Here is a 15,527-nt window from a genome sequence, read left to right on the forward strand (position 1 = left end):
CGGGGCGTTTTTTTGTCTCAGAGCTTATTCTGCGGCAGGTTCATCACCGCCCGTTTGGGGCGCTTCCTGAACCGGTGTCTGTTCACCGGCGGTTTCCGAGGTTTCATCCTCTTCATCATCGGTTTCAGAAATCCGTTCTACCGACACAACCTTTTCACCATCAGCGGTGTTAAAGATGGTTACGCCCTTGGTGGAGCGACCGGCAATGCGGATGCCGCCAACCGGCACACGGATCAGCTGACCGCCATCCGACACCAGCAGGATCTGGTCACTTGCTTCCACAGGGAACAGCGCAACCAGCGCACCGATTTCATCAGTCTTCGATGTATCAGTGGCGCGGATACCCTTACCGCCACGGCCGGAAATACGGAATTCATAGGACGAAGAACGCTTGCCGTAACCGAACTCGCTGACTGTCAGAACAGTCTGCTCATGGGCTTTCAGCTCTTCATAACGCTCATCATTGAGTTCCGCATCTTCGGTCACGTCTTCGCCGACGACTGCGATATCTTCCACATCATCCGAGCCAAGGCTGCGGCGCTCAGCAACAGCGCGCTTCAGATAGGCTGTACGCTCGGCCGGTGTCGCTTCCACATGCTCAAGAATAGCCATGGAGATAACTTTATCGCCGTCCGCAAGATTGATACCGCGTACACCAATCGAATTACGACCGGCAAAGACGCGCACATCATCCACACGGAAGCGGATACACTGGCCACCGGCAGCGGTGAGCAGCACGTCGTCATTAACCGTACAAGTATCGACCGAGAGGATTTCATCGCCCTCTTCTTCCAGCTTCATCGCAATCTTACCATTGCGGTTGACCTGAACGAAATCGGACAGCTTGTTACGGCGCACAGTACCGCGCGTTGTAGCGAACATCACGTCGAGTTCTGCCCAGCTTGCCTCATCCTCAGGCAACGGCATAATCGTGGTGATACGCTCACCCTGCTGCAAAGGCAGCATATTAATCAATGCCTTACCGCGGGATTGCGGAGTACCGATCGGCAGACGCCAGACTTTTTCTTTATAGACGATACCGCGCGAGGAGAAGAACAGTACCGGCGTATGGGTATTGGCCACAAACAGACGGGTAACAAAATCCTCGTCCTTCGTCGCCATGCCCGAGCGGCCTTTGCCGCCGCGGCGCTGTGCACGATAGGTATTCAGCGGCACGCGCTTGATGTAACCGGCATGGCTGACAGTAACGACCATATCTTCACGGGCGATGAGATCTTCATCATCCATTTCAGCGCCGCCAAGGGTCAGTTCAGTACGGCGTGGCGTGGCGAATTCATCACGAACCGCAGCCATTTCATCCTTAACAATGCCGAGAATGCGCTCACGCGACGCCAGAATAGACAGGTAGTCTTTGATTTCTTCGCCGATCTTGTTCAGTTCATCAGCGATTTCATCACGGCCGAGAGCTGTCAGGCGCTGCAGGCGCAGTTCAAGAATAGCGCGTGCCTGCTCTTCCGACAGGTTATAGGTGCTGTCATCATTCAGCACATGACGCGGATCGTCGATCAGACGGATCAGCGGTGCGATATCGGCTGCAGGCCAGCGACGTGTCATCAACTGCTCACGCGCCGTTGCAGGATCCGGCGCACGGCGGATCAGCGCAATAATTTCGTCGATATTGGCAACGGCAATCGCCAAACCAACCAAGACATGCGCACGTTCGCGGGCTTTATTCAGCAGGAACTTGGTGCGGCGGCTGACAACTTCCTCACGGAAATGCACAAACGCATTCAGCACTTCCATCAGGGTCAGAAGTTGCGGCTTACCACCATTCAGCGCCACCATATTGCAGCCGAAAGAGGTCTGCAGCGGGGTGTAGCGGTAAAGCTGGTTCAGCACCACATCAGCATTGGCATCGCGTTTCAGTTCAACAACCACACGGTAACCGTCACGGTCAGATTCGTCGCGCAGATCGGAAATGCCTTCAATACGCTTGTCGCGTACCAGTTCGGCCATTTTCTCGATCATGCTCGCTTTATTGACCTGATACGGGATTTCCGTAATCACGATGGATTCGCGGTCATTGCGCATCGGCTCGATGGTCACACGACCACGCATCAGCACAGAACCGCGACCGGTACTGTAAGCCGAATAAATGCCGGAGCGGCCGAGGATCAAACCACCGGTCGGGAAATCGGGCCCCGGAATGATCTCGATCATTTCTTCCAGCGACATTTCAGGATTATCGATCAGGGCAATACAGCCATTGATCACTTCACCTAAATTATGCGGAGGAATATTGGTGGCCATACCAACGGCGATACCGCCGGAACCATTGACCAGCAAGTTCGGATAGCGCGCCGGAAGCACTTTGGGCTCCTGCTCGCGGCCATCATAATTGTCCTGAAAATCAACAGTGTCCTTGTCGATATCTTCGAGCAGAACCGAGGAAACTTTTTCCAGACGGCACTCAGTATAACGCATCGCAGCGGCACTGTCGCCGTCGATGGAACCGAAGTTACCCTGCCCGTCAACCAGTGGTTCGCGCATGGAGAAGTCCTGCGCCATACGCACCAGCGCATCATAGATAGAGGCGTCACCATGCGGATGGTATTTACCCATCACTTCACCGACGACACCGGCAGATTTACGGTAGGAGCGGTTCCAGGCAAGCCCCATCTCATTCATGGCATGGAGAATACGCCGGTGGACCGGCTTCAACCCGTCACGAACATCAGGAAGCGCGCGGCTGACGATAACGCTCATAGCGTAATCGAGGTAGGACCGCTGCATCTCCTCCACAATAGAAATCGGTTCAATACCGTTAAATTCGTCTGAACCGGGCGGCGGAGTAAGGTCTGTCACTATTCAAATATCTTTCATAAAGAATCGATTAGTTTTGATAGATTGTACTCTATCCCATAACATCAAAATCACGAAATTTCGACTGCCTTGCGGCGGCCTTCATACACACCAAATATAGCCGATTTTGTGCTTTTTTGGCATATTTATCACCCTGTCACGCATAAATCAGAGAATATTCTTGTTTCCCGTTCGGGACGGGGGCAAATGCATCAGAATACTTCATCAATCGGCCTTTCAGAACCGGCACAAGAACCATCTTGCGCTTATATGGCAAAGACAGGCATAATTCTTACAATCATTCATAAAGAACAAGAACAGGAACACGGATGAGCTTTTATGACAGTCTCTTCAGCGCCTTTGTCACACTGCTCGTAACCATTGATCCGCCGGGGCTTGCACCGCTGTTTCTCGCCGTTACCACCGGCATGGATCGCCGCGAACGGGCACAGGTTGCCAAGCGCGCCAGCATCATCGCCTTTATCATCCTTGCGCTCTTTGCCATTGCCGGCGCGCAAATTCTCATGCTGTTCGGCATCACGCTCGGCGCGTTCCGCGTTGCCGGTGGTCTTTTGCTGTTCTGGATCGCATTTGAAATGATCTTTGAACGCCGTCAGGAACGCCACGAGAAAAGCGCGACAGTTGCCATCACCAAAGACCATATCCGCAATGTTGCCGCCTTCCCGCTGGCCATTCCGCTGATTGCCGGCCCGGGTGCTATTTCCGCCACAGTCCTTCTCGGCGGAACATTTCCGACCATTGGCAGCAGACTTGCTTTGCTCGGCATTCTGCTCGCCTGTATCGTACTTTCTTACATCGTATTTCTGCTTGCAGAGCGCGTGGATCGTTTCTTAGGGGAAACAGGCCGCTCCATCCTCACCCGTCTGCTCGGCGTGATCCTTGCGGCTCTGGCAGTGCAATTTGTTGCAGATGGTATCCGGTCACTGATCGTAGGAAGCTAAATAAAAAAGCCCGCGTCAAACGCGGGCTTTTCTTTTGTGAACACTTAAGTGTCTGAATCAAAAAGCGACAGACGCCAGCGAAAATGGTGATTTGCGAGCATCGGAACGGAGCGTACTTCCGCATAATCCTTTCATCATGCCGATGAGAGATAAGATTATGCGGCACCTAAAGATCATGACGTCCTTTGCACATCCATAGGATGTGCGGCGCCATGTGTACGTGAGTACCGAAGTACAGAAAATCGCCATTTGCAGCCAAGTCGGGCGACTTTTGGATCAGATACTCAGAACGGAATATCATCATCCAAGTCATGACTAAAACCGCCGGACTGCTGCTGCGGGCTGGAACGGCCGAAATCATTGCCGCCACCGCTGCTGCCATAGTCACCGCCGCGCGATGAACCGCCACCACCGGCAAAGCGATCACCGCCGCTGCCGCTGCCTTCAAAACGGCCGCCGCCACCGCCGCCGCCTTCGCCACGGCTGTCGAGCATCTGCAACTCACCGCGGAATTTCTGCAACACGATTTCAGTTGTGTAGCGTTCATTGCCATTCTGGTCTGTCCATTTGCGGGTCTGCAACTGACCTTCAATGTAAACCTTGGCGCCTTTTTTCAGATACTGTTCTGCAACTTTGGCCAGATTTTCGTTGAAGATTACAACGCTGTGCCATTCGGTCTTGTCCTTACGCTCACCGGACTGGCGGTCGCGCCAGCTTTCCGATGTTGCGATACGCAGGTTTGCAACCGGCTCACCGGAGTTCAGACGGCGGATTTCAGGATCCGCTCCGAGATTACCGACGAGAATAACTTTATTGACTGAGCCTGCCATAGACCTGCACTCCAGATTTTTTTCTTACAGTTTGCGTGACAATACATAAGGCAGCTCCCCGAAGAAAGGGAAAGATAGCTTATCCAAAACAAAAAAGCCGCCGCGGAAATCCGCAGCGGCTCTGATTTCACAGCGGATAATTCCGCCATACTCACGATTAACGGGAGTAATATTCAACAACCAGATTTGGTTCCATCTGAACGGCGTATGGAACGTCGGACAGGCCTGGAACGCGGCTGTAAGTTGCAGTCAGCTTGCCGTGGTCAGCAACGATGTAGTCAGGAACATCGCGTTCTGCGAGCTGAACAGCTTCCAGAACGATAACCAGCTGCTTGGACTTTTCGCGAACTTCAACAACGTCACCAGCCTTCAGGCGGTAGGACTGAATGTTAACGCGACGACCGTTTACGTTTACGTGACCGTGGTTGATGAACTGACGGGCAGCAAAAATGGTCGGTACGAATTTGGCGCGGTATACAACTGCGTCCAGACGGCTTTCCAGCAGACCGATCAGGTTTTCACCGGTATCGCCTTTACGACGAGCAGCTTCTTCGTAAGTTTTACGGAACTGCTTTTCGGAGATATCGCCGTAGAAGCCTTTCAGCTTCTGCTTTGCGCGCAGCTGAATACCGAAGTCGGACAGCTTGCCCTTACGGCGCTGACCGTGCTGACCCGGGCCGTATTCACGACGGTTTACAGGGGATTTAGGACGGCCCCAGATGTTTTCACCAAGACGACGATCAATTTTATATTTGGAAGATTCGCGCTTACTCATCGCATTTCCCTTTAAAAGTTATACCGGCGCGGCAGCTTGTCTGCCTCGCTCGAAGGAAACGCGCCCTCCTCTGCCTTCTTGTTGTGAAGACTGACAGAATATTGCGACAGCGAATGTGGCAATTATTCACGGGACACGTCAACAGATACGGGGAATCTGTAAAGACGCCCTGAAATCCTGAGCGGCTTTTAAGGAGTGAAAGCCTGTCTTGTCAAGGCCTGCGGCGCAGACAGCGGATTGTTTCCGTATCTTGATCCGAAACCGGCCACTTATGTTTCGGAACACATGCCGGTTTCTTGCGTTGCAACATTGCCATTCTTTGAATCTTGCCTCAACTTAAATATCCGGCATTCCAAGAACAGAGATCGGCATGATAAAATTTATAATACGCATATATCCTGATGTAATCGCTGTTCTGTGCGGCCTTCTCATTATCCCGTGGATACTCGGCGTTCCCGGGCGGCCGACACCGGCTCAATTATCAGGCTGGAACATCGGGTTTTTCGCCATAAGCACCTATCTGCTACTCTATCAAACTATAAAATCCGTGAGAAATTTTGAGTTTTATAAAAAGAAGATTTCAATTCACCGGCCTGTTTCAAATATTCTCATTGCTGCGGCCTTATTCATTCCTCCGCTGATGGTGGCTTCATTTCTTTTGCTTGTTTATTCTTAACACCCCACATCATTAGAAATGTTTCTGAAGTGAAAAACAGGGACTTCTCGATACATATTACTGTAAAACGATATAGAAGGCAGCGTTTAACCCTCATTTGCACTAAAATAGATCATAGTTTTCAGCGATATTTTAAGAACCAATATTAATCAGATCATCACGATCAACAGGTATATTACATTCAATCAATAACCGGCAGGATTTGCTATGTTAACTCTTCCTTTTAAAGCCTCTGTTGTAATAATTTCTCTTATCGGTTCATCCTCCCTTGTTCAGGCGGAAGCTGTGCCAAAACAGAGCTCTGACTTTAAAGCCAATTACAATCTGGCCATCAATGACAGCAAGGCAAAGCCGGAAACCGCTTTATGCTCTGCAACAGCGCATGATCTGACCAAAAACAAGAAATATAAATATGACCGCTTCGGCTTTACGCAAGCCGATTATGATGCTGCGCAACTGAACCGCAACAACGGCAATGTAACCGTCAGGCTCAACGGCGAAGCCCGTCAGCGCAACGGCAGTGCTGCATGGGATGCAATTACAGTCGACTGCAGTGTCAGCAAAAACAAAGTCCGCTCTGTATCCGTTACCGTGAAAAAATAACACGATAAGAAAGGAAGGCGCATTGTCAGAGCGGCCTGCATTCAAACCGGATCACGGCGCTCGTTCTATCTCTTTGTTTTTATGCGTATCTTATCCAAAAACCGGTTCCCATTTCTCAGGATACGCTCTGACAATGCGCCTTTGATTTATTGTTGCGCATCGAAACGCGCGCGCTCTTCACGCATGGTATGGCGGTTATCGACCGCCCATTGTCCCAGATTGTCAATCGGCTTTGCCAGCGACATTCCCAATGCAGTCAGCGAATATTCCACCTCCGGCGGTGAAGTCGGACGTACAGTGCGCAACACCAAACCGTCACGCTCCAATGAGCGTAAAGTCACTGTGAGCATGCGCTGCGAAATACCCTCGATCAGACGGCGCAGCGCATTGAAGCGGATTGTACCCTGCTGAAGATTGAGAATAACCAGCAGGCTCCATGTATCGCCGACACGATCCAGCACTTCACGGATCGGACATGTACCGTTCTCATCCGCTGTAAATCCTGCGGTATCAGCCAGAATCGGCGGGGTATTTTTTCCATCATCATGCTGTGGCTCTGCTGAATTTTTCTTCAGAGCGGCATTCATCTGAGAGGTCATTACCTTCTCCTTCATTGCACGCGACCGTAAAATTGAACGGTAAAGCGCGCATTTGCAGGTGGTTACTTTGAAGTGACTTGCTGACTTTAAAGTGCATTCTTCACAGTCATTTCAAATCATATTACATAGTTACTTATCGTAACTTGATTAAAAATAATTCTTATCAATCTTATAATATGAGGTAAGTCCTATGTCAAAAATCGCAATCATCGGCGCCAGCGGCTATGTCGGTACAGCTTTACTTAATGAGGCAGTGAAACGCGGCCATCAGGTGAGCGCACATGTGCGCCATCCGGAAAAAATCACTGCCAATACCAATGTCACTGCTGTAAAAGCCGATGTTCTGGACACAGACGGACTGGCCACCCTTTTAAAAGGCCATGATCTGGTGATCTCCGCCTATAATCCGGGCTGGCAGGAAGCCGACATCCGCAATATTCACATCAAAGGCAGCAAATCTATCACTGAAGCTGTGAAAAAAGCCGGCATCAAACGCCTGATCGCCGTTGGCGGCGCAGGCAGCCTTGAAATCAACGGCGCTCAGCTGGTGGATTCCCCTGAATTTCCAGCGGAATATAAAGAAGGCGCGCTGGGTGCCCGTCAGGCACTCAATGATCTGAAAACCGAGAATGAACTAGACTGGTCTTTTGTCTCACCGGCAATTCTGCTGGTGCCGGGTGAAGCCACCGGCACATTCCGTCTTGGCACGGATGCTCCGGTCTTTGATGACAATGGCGAAAGCAAAATCACCGTCGGCGATCTGGCTGTCGCCATTCTTGATGAAGCAGAACAGGGCAAACATATCCGCCAGCGCTTCACCGCAGCATACTAAAACATAGAATAAAAAGGCCTGTAGTCACTGCAGGCCTTTTTCACATCAACTTGCTATCAAACCTAATCGTTTCGCCTGCGGTGAGTTCTTTTCATCCGCACGCAAGGTCAGCACCGAAACGCCTGTTGCCGTCACCGCAACCGTATGCTCGAACTGAGCCGAGAGTAACCCGTCCTTAGTGGTGACAGTCCATTCATCCGCTTCAGTTTTTACATTGCGCCGCCCCTGATTGAGCATCGGCTCAATGGTAAAAACCATGCCCTGCTGCAGAAACAGGCCGGTTCCGGGTTTGCCAAAATTGAGAATTTGCGGTTCTTCATGCATTTCACGGCCTATACCGTGACCGCAATAATCATGCACAACCGAATAGCCGTTGCGCTTGGCATGATGTTCAATCGCCCAGCCGATATCGCCGATCCGCGCACCCGGACGCACAGCAGCAATACCCATCCACATTGCTTCATAAGCTGTGCGCACCAGTCTTTTAGCGGCAACATTCACCTCGCCGACACAATAGGTCTTGCTGGAATCCGCGATATAGCCGTTCTTTTCCAGCGTAATATCAAAATTGACAATATCACCGCTTTTCAGCACATCCGTTTGTGACGGCACACCGTGACAAACCACATGATTGACTGAAGAGTTCAGCACAAAACCATAGCCATACTGGCCTTTACTCGCCGGACGGGATTGTAAATCCTCAATGATAAAGCGCTCGACTTTGTCGTTGATCTCAAGCGTTGAGACACCTTCAAGCGGCGTTTTATCCAGCATATCAAAGACAGAAGCCAGCAAACGCCCTGCCTCAGCCATCAGCGCCAGTTCCTGTGGTTGCTTAATCATGCTTCACTCACACTCAGTGAAGACACAGCAACACCGGCAGCATTCAGCTCACGGCGCATAATCTCTGAAAAACTAAGCGTGGGATTGGTCTCGCACAACATGCCGATCTTAATCCAGAAAGCAGCCTGCGCATTAATAGAGCGGCAAGTCACCCTGCTCGCAAGACGCAGCTGCTCATGCAACTCGTCTTCAATATTCACAATACCCATAAGGCCTCACATATGTTCCATATACATACTATATACGAAACATATATTGAGTCTCAAGGCGAATAATAGTCAGCGATCAGCTGATGAGTTCCACATCGACCACACCGCTGATGGCCTTCATCGCGCTGGCAATCTGCGGGCTGATGCGATAGCGATCCGGCAAGGCAACTTCGACCTCGCGCTGACCATTATCCTTGATCACGATAAAGCTGACCTCACCGTCACCACGGGTTTTGAAATAAGGCACAATCTGATCCAGTGCATCGCTATTGCGCAGGAACAGACGCAGCGCCTTTTGCAGGCGGCTGGCCTCATCTTCCAGTGACACAACTGTAGCAATACGCAGGCTCACACCTTCCGGCCGGTTCTCAGCGGAAACAGTAATTACTACCGAGCGACCGGGTTCCAGCAGGTCGCGGAACTGCTGAAGCGCTTCCGAGAACAGCACCGATTCAAACTGACCTGTCGCATCAGAAAAGGCGATGATGCCCATTTTATTGCCGGTCTTGGTCTTGCGCTCCTGCTTGCTAATAACCGTTCCGGCAAGACGACCGTTGGTTGCGCCTTTCTTCACCGCATTGGAGAAATCAGCCCAGCTCTGAACACGCATTTTCTGCAGCGCTTCATTATAATCATCCAGCGGATGCGCGGAGAGATAGAAGCCTGCGGCCTGCAATTCGCGATGCAGTTTCTCTGATGATGTCCAAGGTGTTACCACCGGTAACTGCAGCTTTTCTTTCGGCACCAGACCGGTGCCAAAAATATCCGACTGCCCGCTATTGGCGTTTTCCTGCGTACGCTGGGTATAGGCCATCAGGCTGTCCATACCGGAACTCAGAGCCGAACGGTCTACACCGAAACAATCCAGCGCACCGGCATTGATCAGGCTTTCAAAAACACGGCGGTTGACCATGCGCGGATCAACGCGCTCGCAGAAATCTTCAAGGCTTTCAAACGGTTTTTCTTTCCGCTTTTCGACAATATGTTCAACGGCAGCATCACCAACGCCTTTAATCGCTGCCAGCGAATAGAAAATCTTGCCTTCCCCTACTTCAAACGGACGATAAGAAGTCATGACCGACGGCAGCACAACTTCGATGCCTAGACGCAAGGCATCACGACGGAAATCATTGAGCTTTTCCGTATTGTTCATATCATAGGTCATCGACGCGGCGAGAAACTCCGCCGGATAATGCGCCTTTAGATAGGCAGTATGATAAGAAACAATCGCATAAGCCGCCGCGTGGGATTTGTTGAAACCATAGTCAGCAAATTTGGCAAGCAGGTCGAAAATCGTATTGGCCTGCGCCTTGCCGACACCGCCTTCAATCGCGCCATCGACGAAACGGACGCGCTGCTTGTCCATTTCTTCACGGATTTTCTTACCCATCGCGCGGCGCAGCAAATCCGCTTCACCAAGCGAATAGCCGGAAAGCTCCTGCGCGATCTGCATCACCTGCTCCTGATAAACGATAACGCCCTGCGTTTCCTTCACCAGATGGTCGATTTTCGGGTGAATAGAGGCAATCTCCTCCTCACCATGCTTGCGCGCATTATAGGTCGGAATATTCTCCATCGGGCCCGGACGATACAACGCCACAAGCGCAATAATATCCTCAATACGGTCAGGTTTCATCCCGATGAGCGCTTTACGCATACCCACCGATTCCACCTGAAACACGCCGACCGTTTCACCGCGCGATAGCATTTCATAGGTCAGCTGATCGTCAAACGGCAGCGTTTGCAGATCGATATCAACGCCTTTACGGGCAATCAGCTTCACAGCCGTATTCAGAACCGTCAGCGTTTTCAGACCAAGAAAGTCGAACTTTACCAGACCGGCCTGCTCAACCCATTTCATATTGAACTGGGTGACAGGCATATCTGAGCGCGGATCGCGATACATCGGCACCAGCTCCGACAACGGCCGGTCACCGATAACAATACCCGCCGCGTGCGTGGAAGCGTGACGATAAAGTCCTTCAAGCTTCAGCGACATATCAAGAAGACGTCCGACAACCGGCTCCTTCTCACGCTCCTCATTAATGCGCGGCTCTTCATTAATCGCCTGTCCGAGCGATACCGGATTGGCAGGGTTCGACGGCACCAATTTACACAGCCTGTCGACCTGCCCGTAAGGCATTTGCAGCACGCGGCCAACGTCGCGCAGCACCGCGCGCGCCTGCAGCGTACCGAAAGTGATAATCTGCGCTACCTGATCGCGACCATATTTTTGCTGCACATAGCGGATCACCTCTTCACGGCGATCCTGACAAAAGTCGATATCAAAGTCCGGCATCGACACACGATCCGGATTAAGAAAGCGCTCAAACAGCAGGGAGAAACGCAGCGGATCAACGTCCGTAATGGTCAGTGCATAAGCAACCAGCGAGCCCGCACCGGAACCACGCCCCGGCCCTACCGGAATATCCTGCAATTTCGCCCATTTAATAAAGTCCGAAACGATCAGGAAGTAACCCGGAAATTTCATACGGACGATGATGCCGATTTCGTAATCCAGCCGCTTGATATAGTCCTCGTGGGTATGGCCTTCGGCAAGGCCGAACAGTTTCAACCGCTCCTCAAGACCTTCACGCGCCTGACGCGCCATTTCATCCGCTTCTGCCTGCAAAGCGGCTTCCGGATCGTCGGATTCACCGGTAAAGCGCGGCAAGATCGGCGCACGGGTTTGCGTGTACCAATGGCAGCGGCGTGCAATCTCGACGGTATTTTCCAGAGCCTCCGGTAAATCGGCAAACAATGCCGCCATTTCGCTCTGGGATTTCAGATAATGATCCGGTGTCAGGCGGCGGCGATCATCCGAAGCAATGACCTGTCCGTCGGCAATCGCCAGCAAAGCATCATGCGCTTCATAATCTCCGCTCTGCTTGAAGAAAGCCTCATTGGTTGCAACCAATGGCAGCTCATATTCATAAGCCAGATCAACCAGTTTGGATTCAAGTACACGGTCATAACCGCGCTGGCGGTGCAACTCGACATAAAGACGGTCGCCAAAGATGTTTTTTAAAAACTCAAGGCGGCTGCGCGCACGCTCTTCCCGTTCATTGCTGAGCGGTTTGCCAATCGGCCCCTCTGCCCCGCCGGTCAGAAAAATCACATCTTCTGACAAATCCGGCAGCCAGTCGGCGCGGATATGCACCGGATCACCGGCTTCTGTTTCCAGATAGGAACGGCTGACCAGCCGCACCATATTGGCATAGCCTTCCTCACTGGAAGCCAGCAGCACCACCGGCGACAAATCCAGCGCATCACGGCGGTTAATCGCACGGCCTTCCGGCTGATGATCGCCAAAGGCAATATCAACAACACAGCCGATAATCGGCTGCACACCATCTTTCGACGCCTTCTGCGCAAATTCCAATGCGCCGAAGAGATTATTCGTGTCTGTTACGGCAATTGCAGGCGCATTATCATCCTTGGCATGGCCGATAATTTTGCCGATTTGCAATGCCCCTTCCAGCAATGAGTAAGCCGAATGCGTGCGCAAATGAATAAATACCGGCGCACCCGCAGGTAATTCAGAAGCAGCTACGGCAGAAACATCAGAAGGCAAAGGCATATACTCCGTCATTGCAATCATCGCCTGCCCGTTTGTGCAGTGATGTATCGCAGTACAAAGCCTTACATAGAAACTGCATTACAAAAATAACAGTTCTGTAAGACGGGAAAATCAAACCGGATAATGAACTGAAGCCTGTCAGACTCCGCCCATTCATCATATCCTTTTTCCCGCAATGCCGTCATGATGTCCAGATGCATAAGCGCATTCCGTCAATCATTACACATTCTATATGTCTAGCTGGCTATATCTTCAGCCCGCTACATCTTTACACAGAGCGTGCCGCGTTTAATTCTATCCGCTCTGCTCGCTCTATCTTCTTGTTTTACGCATGTCGTATCGGAAAACCGGTGCCCACTTTTCCGCGACATGCTCTGGTTAAATCAGGCTTTGAGCAGCCTCAGAACGCTGCCAGCCACATAGCAAAAGTTGCTACAAACAAACCGATGGAAATGAATGACATAACATCACGAACCAGATCAGACATGATATGAACTCCATTTGTTCCTGTATGTATGCAATTTGTTCCATTATTGTTCCGCAGTCAACCCCTCTTTGTTCACGTAAGAACATCTATAGTTAGTGAAATATGAACCGCTGATTTGCCGCCTGGTTATGTAGACAGCGTCTGTTTTATTTTTGAGTGTAGTTTCAGCTATTTAAGCCGCAGCTCTTTTTTCCGTATCTACAGAACAAATAAAAATGCCGCATGCATATTTCAGCATACGGCATTCAATAATTCAGCTTGTCTTGCAATCAGGCGGCAGGTTTTCTCAAATCGAGATCAACGATCTTGCCGTCTTTCAATGTAACGCAACGATCCATCCGTCGTGCCAGATCATGATTATGCGTTGCGATCAGCGCAGACAGGCCGGACTGACGCACCAGCGCCTCCAGTGCCTGAAACACATAGGATGATGTTGACGGATCGAGATTGCCTGTCGGTTCATCCGCAAACAGCACCAGCGGTGCATTAGCAACTGCACGGGCAATGGCCACACGCTGCTGTTCACCACCGGACAACTCCGACGGGCGGTGCGAAGAGCGGGGCCCGATACGCATATAATCCAGCAAGTTCTGCGCACGCTGTGATGCAACTTTGGATGACAGGCCACGCAACATTTGCGGCACCATCACATTTTCAAGCGCGGTAAATTCCGGCAGCAGATGATGGAACTGATAGACAAAGCCCAGATCATTGCGTCGCATGGCTGTACGTTCATCGTCATCCAGCTGTGCGCAGGAGGTTTTGCCTAATATTACATCACCGGAATCCGGCTTTTCCAGCAGTCCTGCCGTATGCAGCAAGGTGGATTTACCGGCACCGGATGGTGCAACCAGCGCCACCATTTCACCGCGCATCAGCGTGAAATTCGCGTCTTTAAGAATAGTCAGCTCACGGTCTGCTTCATGATAGCTGCGGCAGACATTTTTCAGCTGAAGGATCGGCTCTCCGGACATAGCAGCCATTATTCGTACCTCAGCGCTTCAACAGGATCGAGTTTGGCCGCACGCCAAGCCGGAAAAATCGTTGCAATAAATGACAAGAACAGCGCCATACCAATAACAGAAAGCGTTTCACTGAGATTCATTTCAGCAGGAAGCTGACTCAGGAAATAAAGCTCCGGATTAAACAAAGTTGTGCCCGACAACCATGAGAAGAACGCACGGATACGCTCCACATTGAGGCACACCACAACGCCGAGCACCACGCCTGCCAGCGTTCCAGTGACACCGATCGCCGCACCGGTCATCAGGAAAATACGCATGATTGCACCGCGGGTTGCGCCCATTGTGCGCAGGATCGCGATGTCACGCCCCTTATCTTTCACCAGCATGATCAGACCGGAAATAATATTGAGTGCCGCGACAAGAACGATCAGCGTGAGGATCATGAACATCACGTTACGCTCAACCTGTAAGGCTGAGAAGAATGTGGCATTGCGCTGGCGCCAGTCTGTCAGCATCACAGGGCGCTCTGCCGCCTCTTCAACACCGGCACGCAGATCATCAACCTTGTCCGGATTATCGGCAAAGACCTCAATCGACTGGACACGATCTTCCTGATTGAAGAACAATTGTGCCTCGCCCAAAGGCATCAGCACAATAGACGCATCATATTCCGACATGCCGATCTCGAAGATGGCCTTGATCGGATAGGCTTTGGTACGGGCATTCACACCAAACGGCGTTACGTCACCATCCGGCGAAATGATTTTCAGATCATCGCCCACGCCCAGACCAAGATTCTGCGCCATACGGGTACCAATGGCCACACCGTCAGACGTGTCAAAGCTCGCGAAAGTACCGGATTTCACATTCTTGGCGATCAGTTCAAGTTTATTCACATCCTGCTCGCGCAAGCCACGAACCAGCGCACCGGTGCCGGCACCGATACTGCCCTGCACCAGAGCCTGCCCCTCAACAACCGGAATAGCGAATTTCACGCCTTGCAGCGCATCCATACGCTTCACCAGATGATCGTAATCTTCCAACGGGCTGTCGATCGGCGCAACAATCAGGTGGCCGTTGATACCGAGAATACGGTTGAGCAATTCCGTGCGGAAGCCGTTCATCACCGCCATAACGATGATGAGTGTGGCCACGCCGAGCATGATGCCGGTGAATGAAAAACCGGCAATCACAGAAATAAAAGCCTCGCGACGGCGGGAACGCAGATAGCGCCATGCAATCATACGTTCCAGTGAGGAGAATGGTCCGGTGCCCTGACGCTGTGCCTGAGCTGCCGGTTTCTTTTCCTGTTGTTTCTTTGGCAATTTATCGAGCAATTGCGC

At 51.5% G+C, this 15,527-nt stretch carries 12 protein-coding genes; 3 read left to right on the top strand and 9 right to left on the bottom strand.

Translation table 11 applies throughout. The features are described 5' to 3' along the window. Window positions 1-24: 24 nt before the first annotated feature. Window positions 25-2,826, bottom strand: a complete 2,802-nt coding sequence (gene gyrA / locus F7P81_RS09545; protein WP_075655536.1) for a DNA gyrase subunit A — start codon at window positions 2,824-2,826, stop codon at window positions 25-27. A gap of 326 nt (window positions 2,827-3,152) precedes the next feature. Here gyrA and F7P81_RS09550 point away from each other — a divergent pair, with 326 nt between their 5' ends. Next, window positions 3,153-3,785 (top strand): MarC family protein, encoded by a 633-nt coding sequence (locus F7P81_RS09550; protein WP_022710390.1) that lies wholly within the window; start codon window positions 3,153-3,155, stop codon window positions 3,783-3,785. A gap of 284 nt (window positions 3,786-4,069) precedes the next feature. Here the strand turns inward: F7P81_RS09550 and F7P81_RS09555 are convergent, their stop codons facing one another. Next, window positions 4,070-4,615, bottom strand: coding sequence for a single-stranded DNA-binding protein (locus F7P81_RS09555; RefSeq protein ID WP_151159299.1), 546 nt, complete (start codon window positions 4,613-4,615; stop codon window positions 4,070-4,072). A gap of 157 nt (window positions 4,616-4,772) precedes the next feature. Next, a complete protein-coding gene (gene rpsD, locus F7P81_RS09560) occupies window positions 4,773-5,390 on the bottom strand; it encodes a 30S ribosomal protein S4 (protein WP_022711609.1) in 618 nt (205 codons plus the stop codon). Window positions 5,391-6,273: 883 nt separating this feature from the next. Between rpsD and F7P81_RS09565 the strand changes: the two genes are divergently transcribed. Continuing rightward, entirely contained in the window at window positions 6,274-6,669 is a 396-nt protein-coding gene (locus tag F7P81_RS09565; RefSeq protein WP_075655544.1) for a BspC domain-containing protein, read from the top strand. 146 nt (window positions 6,670-6,815) lie between these two features. On the opposite strand, the gene F7P81_RS09570 is transcribed toward F7P81_RS09565, so the two are convergent. Next, window positions 6,816-7,268: a winged helix-turn-helix transcriptional regulator gene (locus F7P81_RS09570; RefSeq protein WP_246176081.1), complete on the bottom strand. Its 453-nt coding sequence runs from the start codon at window positions 7,266-7,268 to the stop codon at window positions 6,816-6,818. Between the two features lie 190 nt (window positions 7,269-7,458). On the opposite strand from F7P81_RS09570, the gene F7P81_RS09575 reads away from it, so the two are divergent. After that, the gene (locus F7P81_RS09575; protein WP_151159300.1) at window positions 7,459-8,100 is read left to right on the top strand and encodes an NAD(P)-dependent oxidoreductase; all 642 of its coding nucleotides are present in this window, start codon (window positions 7,459-7,461) and stop codon (window positions 8,098-8,100) included. Window positions 8,101-8,145: 45 nt separating this feature from the next. Here F7P81_RS09575 and map read toward each other — a convergent pair whose 3' ends face one another. The 5 genes from map to F7P81_RS09600 all read right to left on the bottom strand — a co-directional run bounded on the left by map (window position 8,146) and on the right by F7P81_RS09600 (window position 15,428). Continuing rightward, window positions 8,146-8,943 carry a type I methionyl aminopeptidase gene (gene map / locus F7P81_RS09580; protein ID WP_151159301.1) on the bottom strand — a complete coding sequence of 266 codons (798 nt, stop codon included), beginning with the start codon at window positions 8,941-8,943 and terminating at the stop codon, window positions 8,146-8,148. Continuing rightward, a complete protein-coding gene (locus tag F7P81_RS09585; RefSeq protein ID WP_022711719.1) occupies window positions 8,940-9,152 on the bottom strand; it encodes a ParD-like family protein in 213 nt (70 codons plus the stop codon). The genes map and F7P81_RS09585 overlap by 4 nt, the downstream gene beginning before the upstream one ends. Window positions 9,153-9,228: 76 nt before the next feature. After that, window positions 9,229-12,732 (bottom strand): DNA polymerase III subunit alpha, encoded by a 3,504-nt coding sequence (gene dnaE, locus F7P81_RS09590; RefSeq protein ID WP_151159302.1) that lies wholly within the window; start codon window positions 12,730-12,732, stop codon window positions 9,229-9,231. Between the two features lie 756 nt (window positions 12,733-13,488). Continuing rightward, window positions 13,489-14,193: an ABC transporter ATP-binding protein gene (locus F7P81_RS09595; protein WP_075655849.1), complete on the bottom strand. Its 705-nt coding sequence runs from the start codon at window positions 14,191-14,193 to the stop codon at window positions 13,489-13,491. A gap of 8 nt (window positions 14,194-14,201) precedes the next feature. Beyond that, complete coding sequence (locus F7P81_RS09600) at window positions 14,202-15,428, bottom strand: lipoprotein-releasing ABC transporter permease subunit (RefSeq protein WP_225688404.1); 1,227 nt, start codon at window positions 15,426-15,428, stop codon at window positions 14,202-14,204. Between the last annotated feature and the right edge of the window lie 99 nt (window positions 15,429-15,527).

Origin of the sequence: Pseudochrobactrum saccharolyticum (genome assembly GCF_008801715.1) — a bacterium.
In the GTDB taxonomy this organism is placed as follows: Bacteria; Pseudomonadota; Alphaproteobacteria; order Rhizobiales; family Rhizobiaceae; genus Pseudochrobactrum; species Pseudochrobactrum saccharolyticum.

Bases quoted from the DNA above. Each gene is read 5' to 3' on its own strand.
- F7P81_RS09570 (WP_246176081.1), bottom strand. From the start codon at position 7,268: ATGACCTCTCAGATGAATGCCGCTCTGAAGAAAAATTCAGCAGAGCCA.
- F7P81_RS09585 (WP_022711719.1), bottom strand. From the start codon at position 9,152: ATGGGTATTGTGAATATTGAAGACGAGTTGCATGAGCAGCTGCGTCTT.
- rpsD (WP_022711609.1), bottom strand. From the start codon at position 5,390: ATGAGTAAGCGCGAATCTTCCAAATATAAAATTGATCGTCGTCTTGGT.
- F7P81_RS09595 (WP_075655849.1), bottom strand. From the start codon at position 14,193: ATGTCCGGAGAGCCGATCCTTCAGCTGAAAAATGTCTGCCGCAGCTAT.
- F7P81_RS09555 (WP_151159299.1), bottom strand. From the start codon at position 4,615: ATGGCAGGCTCAGTCAATAAAGTTATTCTCGTCGGTAATCTCGGAGCG.
- F7P81_RS09575 (WP_151159300.1), top strand. From the start codon at position 7,459: ATGTCAAAAATCGCAATCATCGGCGCCAGCGGCTATGTCGGTACAGCT.
- F7P81_RS09550 (WP_022710390.1), top strand. From the start codon at position 3,153: ATGAGCTTTTATGACAGTCTCTTCAGCGCCTTTGTCACACTGCTCGTA.
- map (WP_151159301.1), bottom strand. From the start codon at position 8,943: ATGATTAAGCAACCACAGGAACTGGCGCTGATGGCTGAGGCAGGGCGT.
- F7P81_RS09600 (WP_225688404.1), bottom strand. From the start codon at position 15,428: ATGATTGCATGGCGCTATCTGCGTTCCCGCCGTCGCGAGGCTTTTATT.
- F7P81_RS09565 (WP_075655544.1), top strand. From the start codon at position 6,274: ATGTTAACTCTTCCTTTTAAAGCCTCTGTTGTAATAATTTCTCTTATC.
- dnaE (WP_151159302.1), bottom strand. From the start codon at position 12,732: ATGCCTTTGCCTTCTGATGTTTCTGCCGTAGCTGCTTCTGAATTACCT.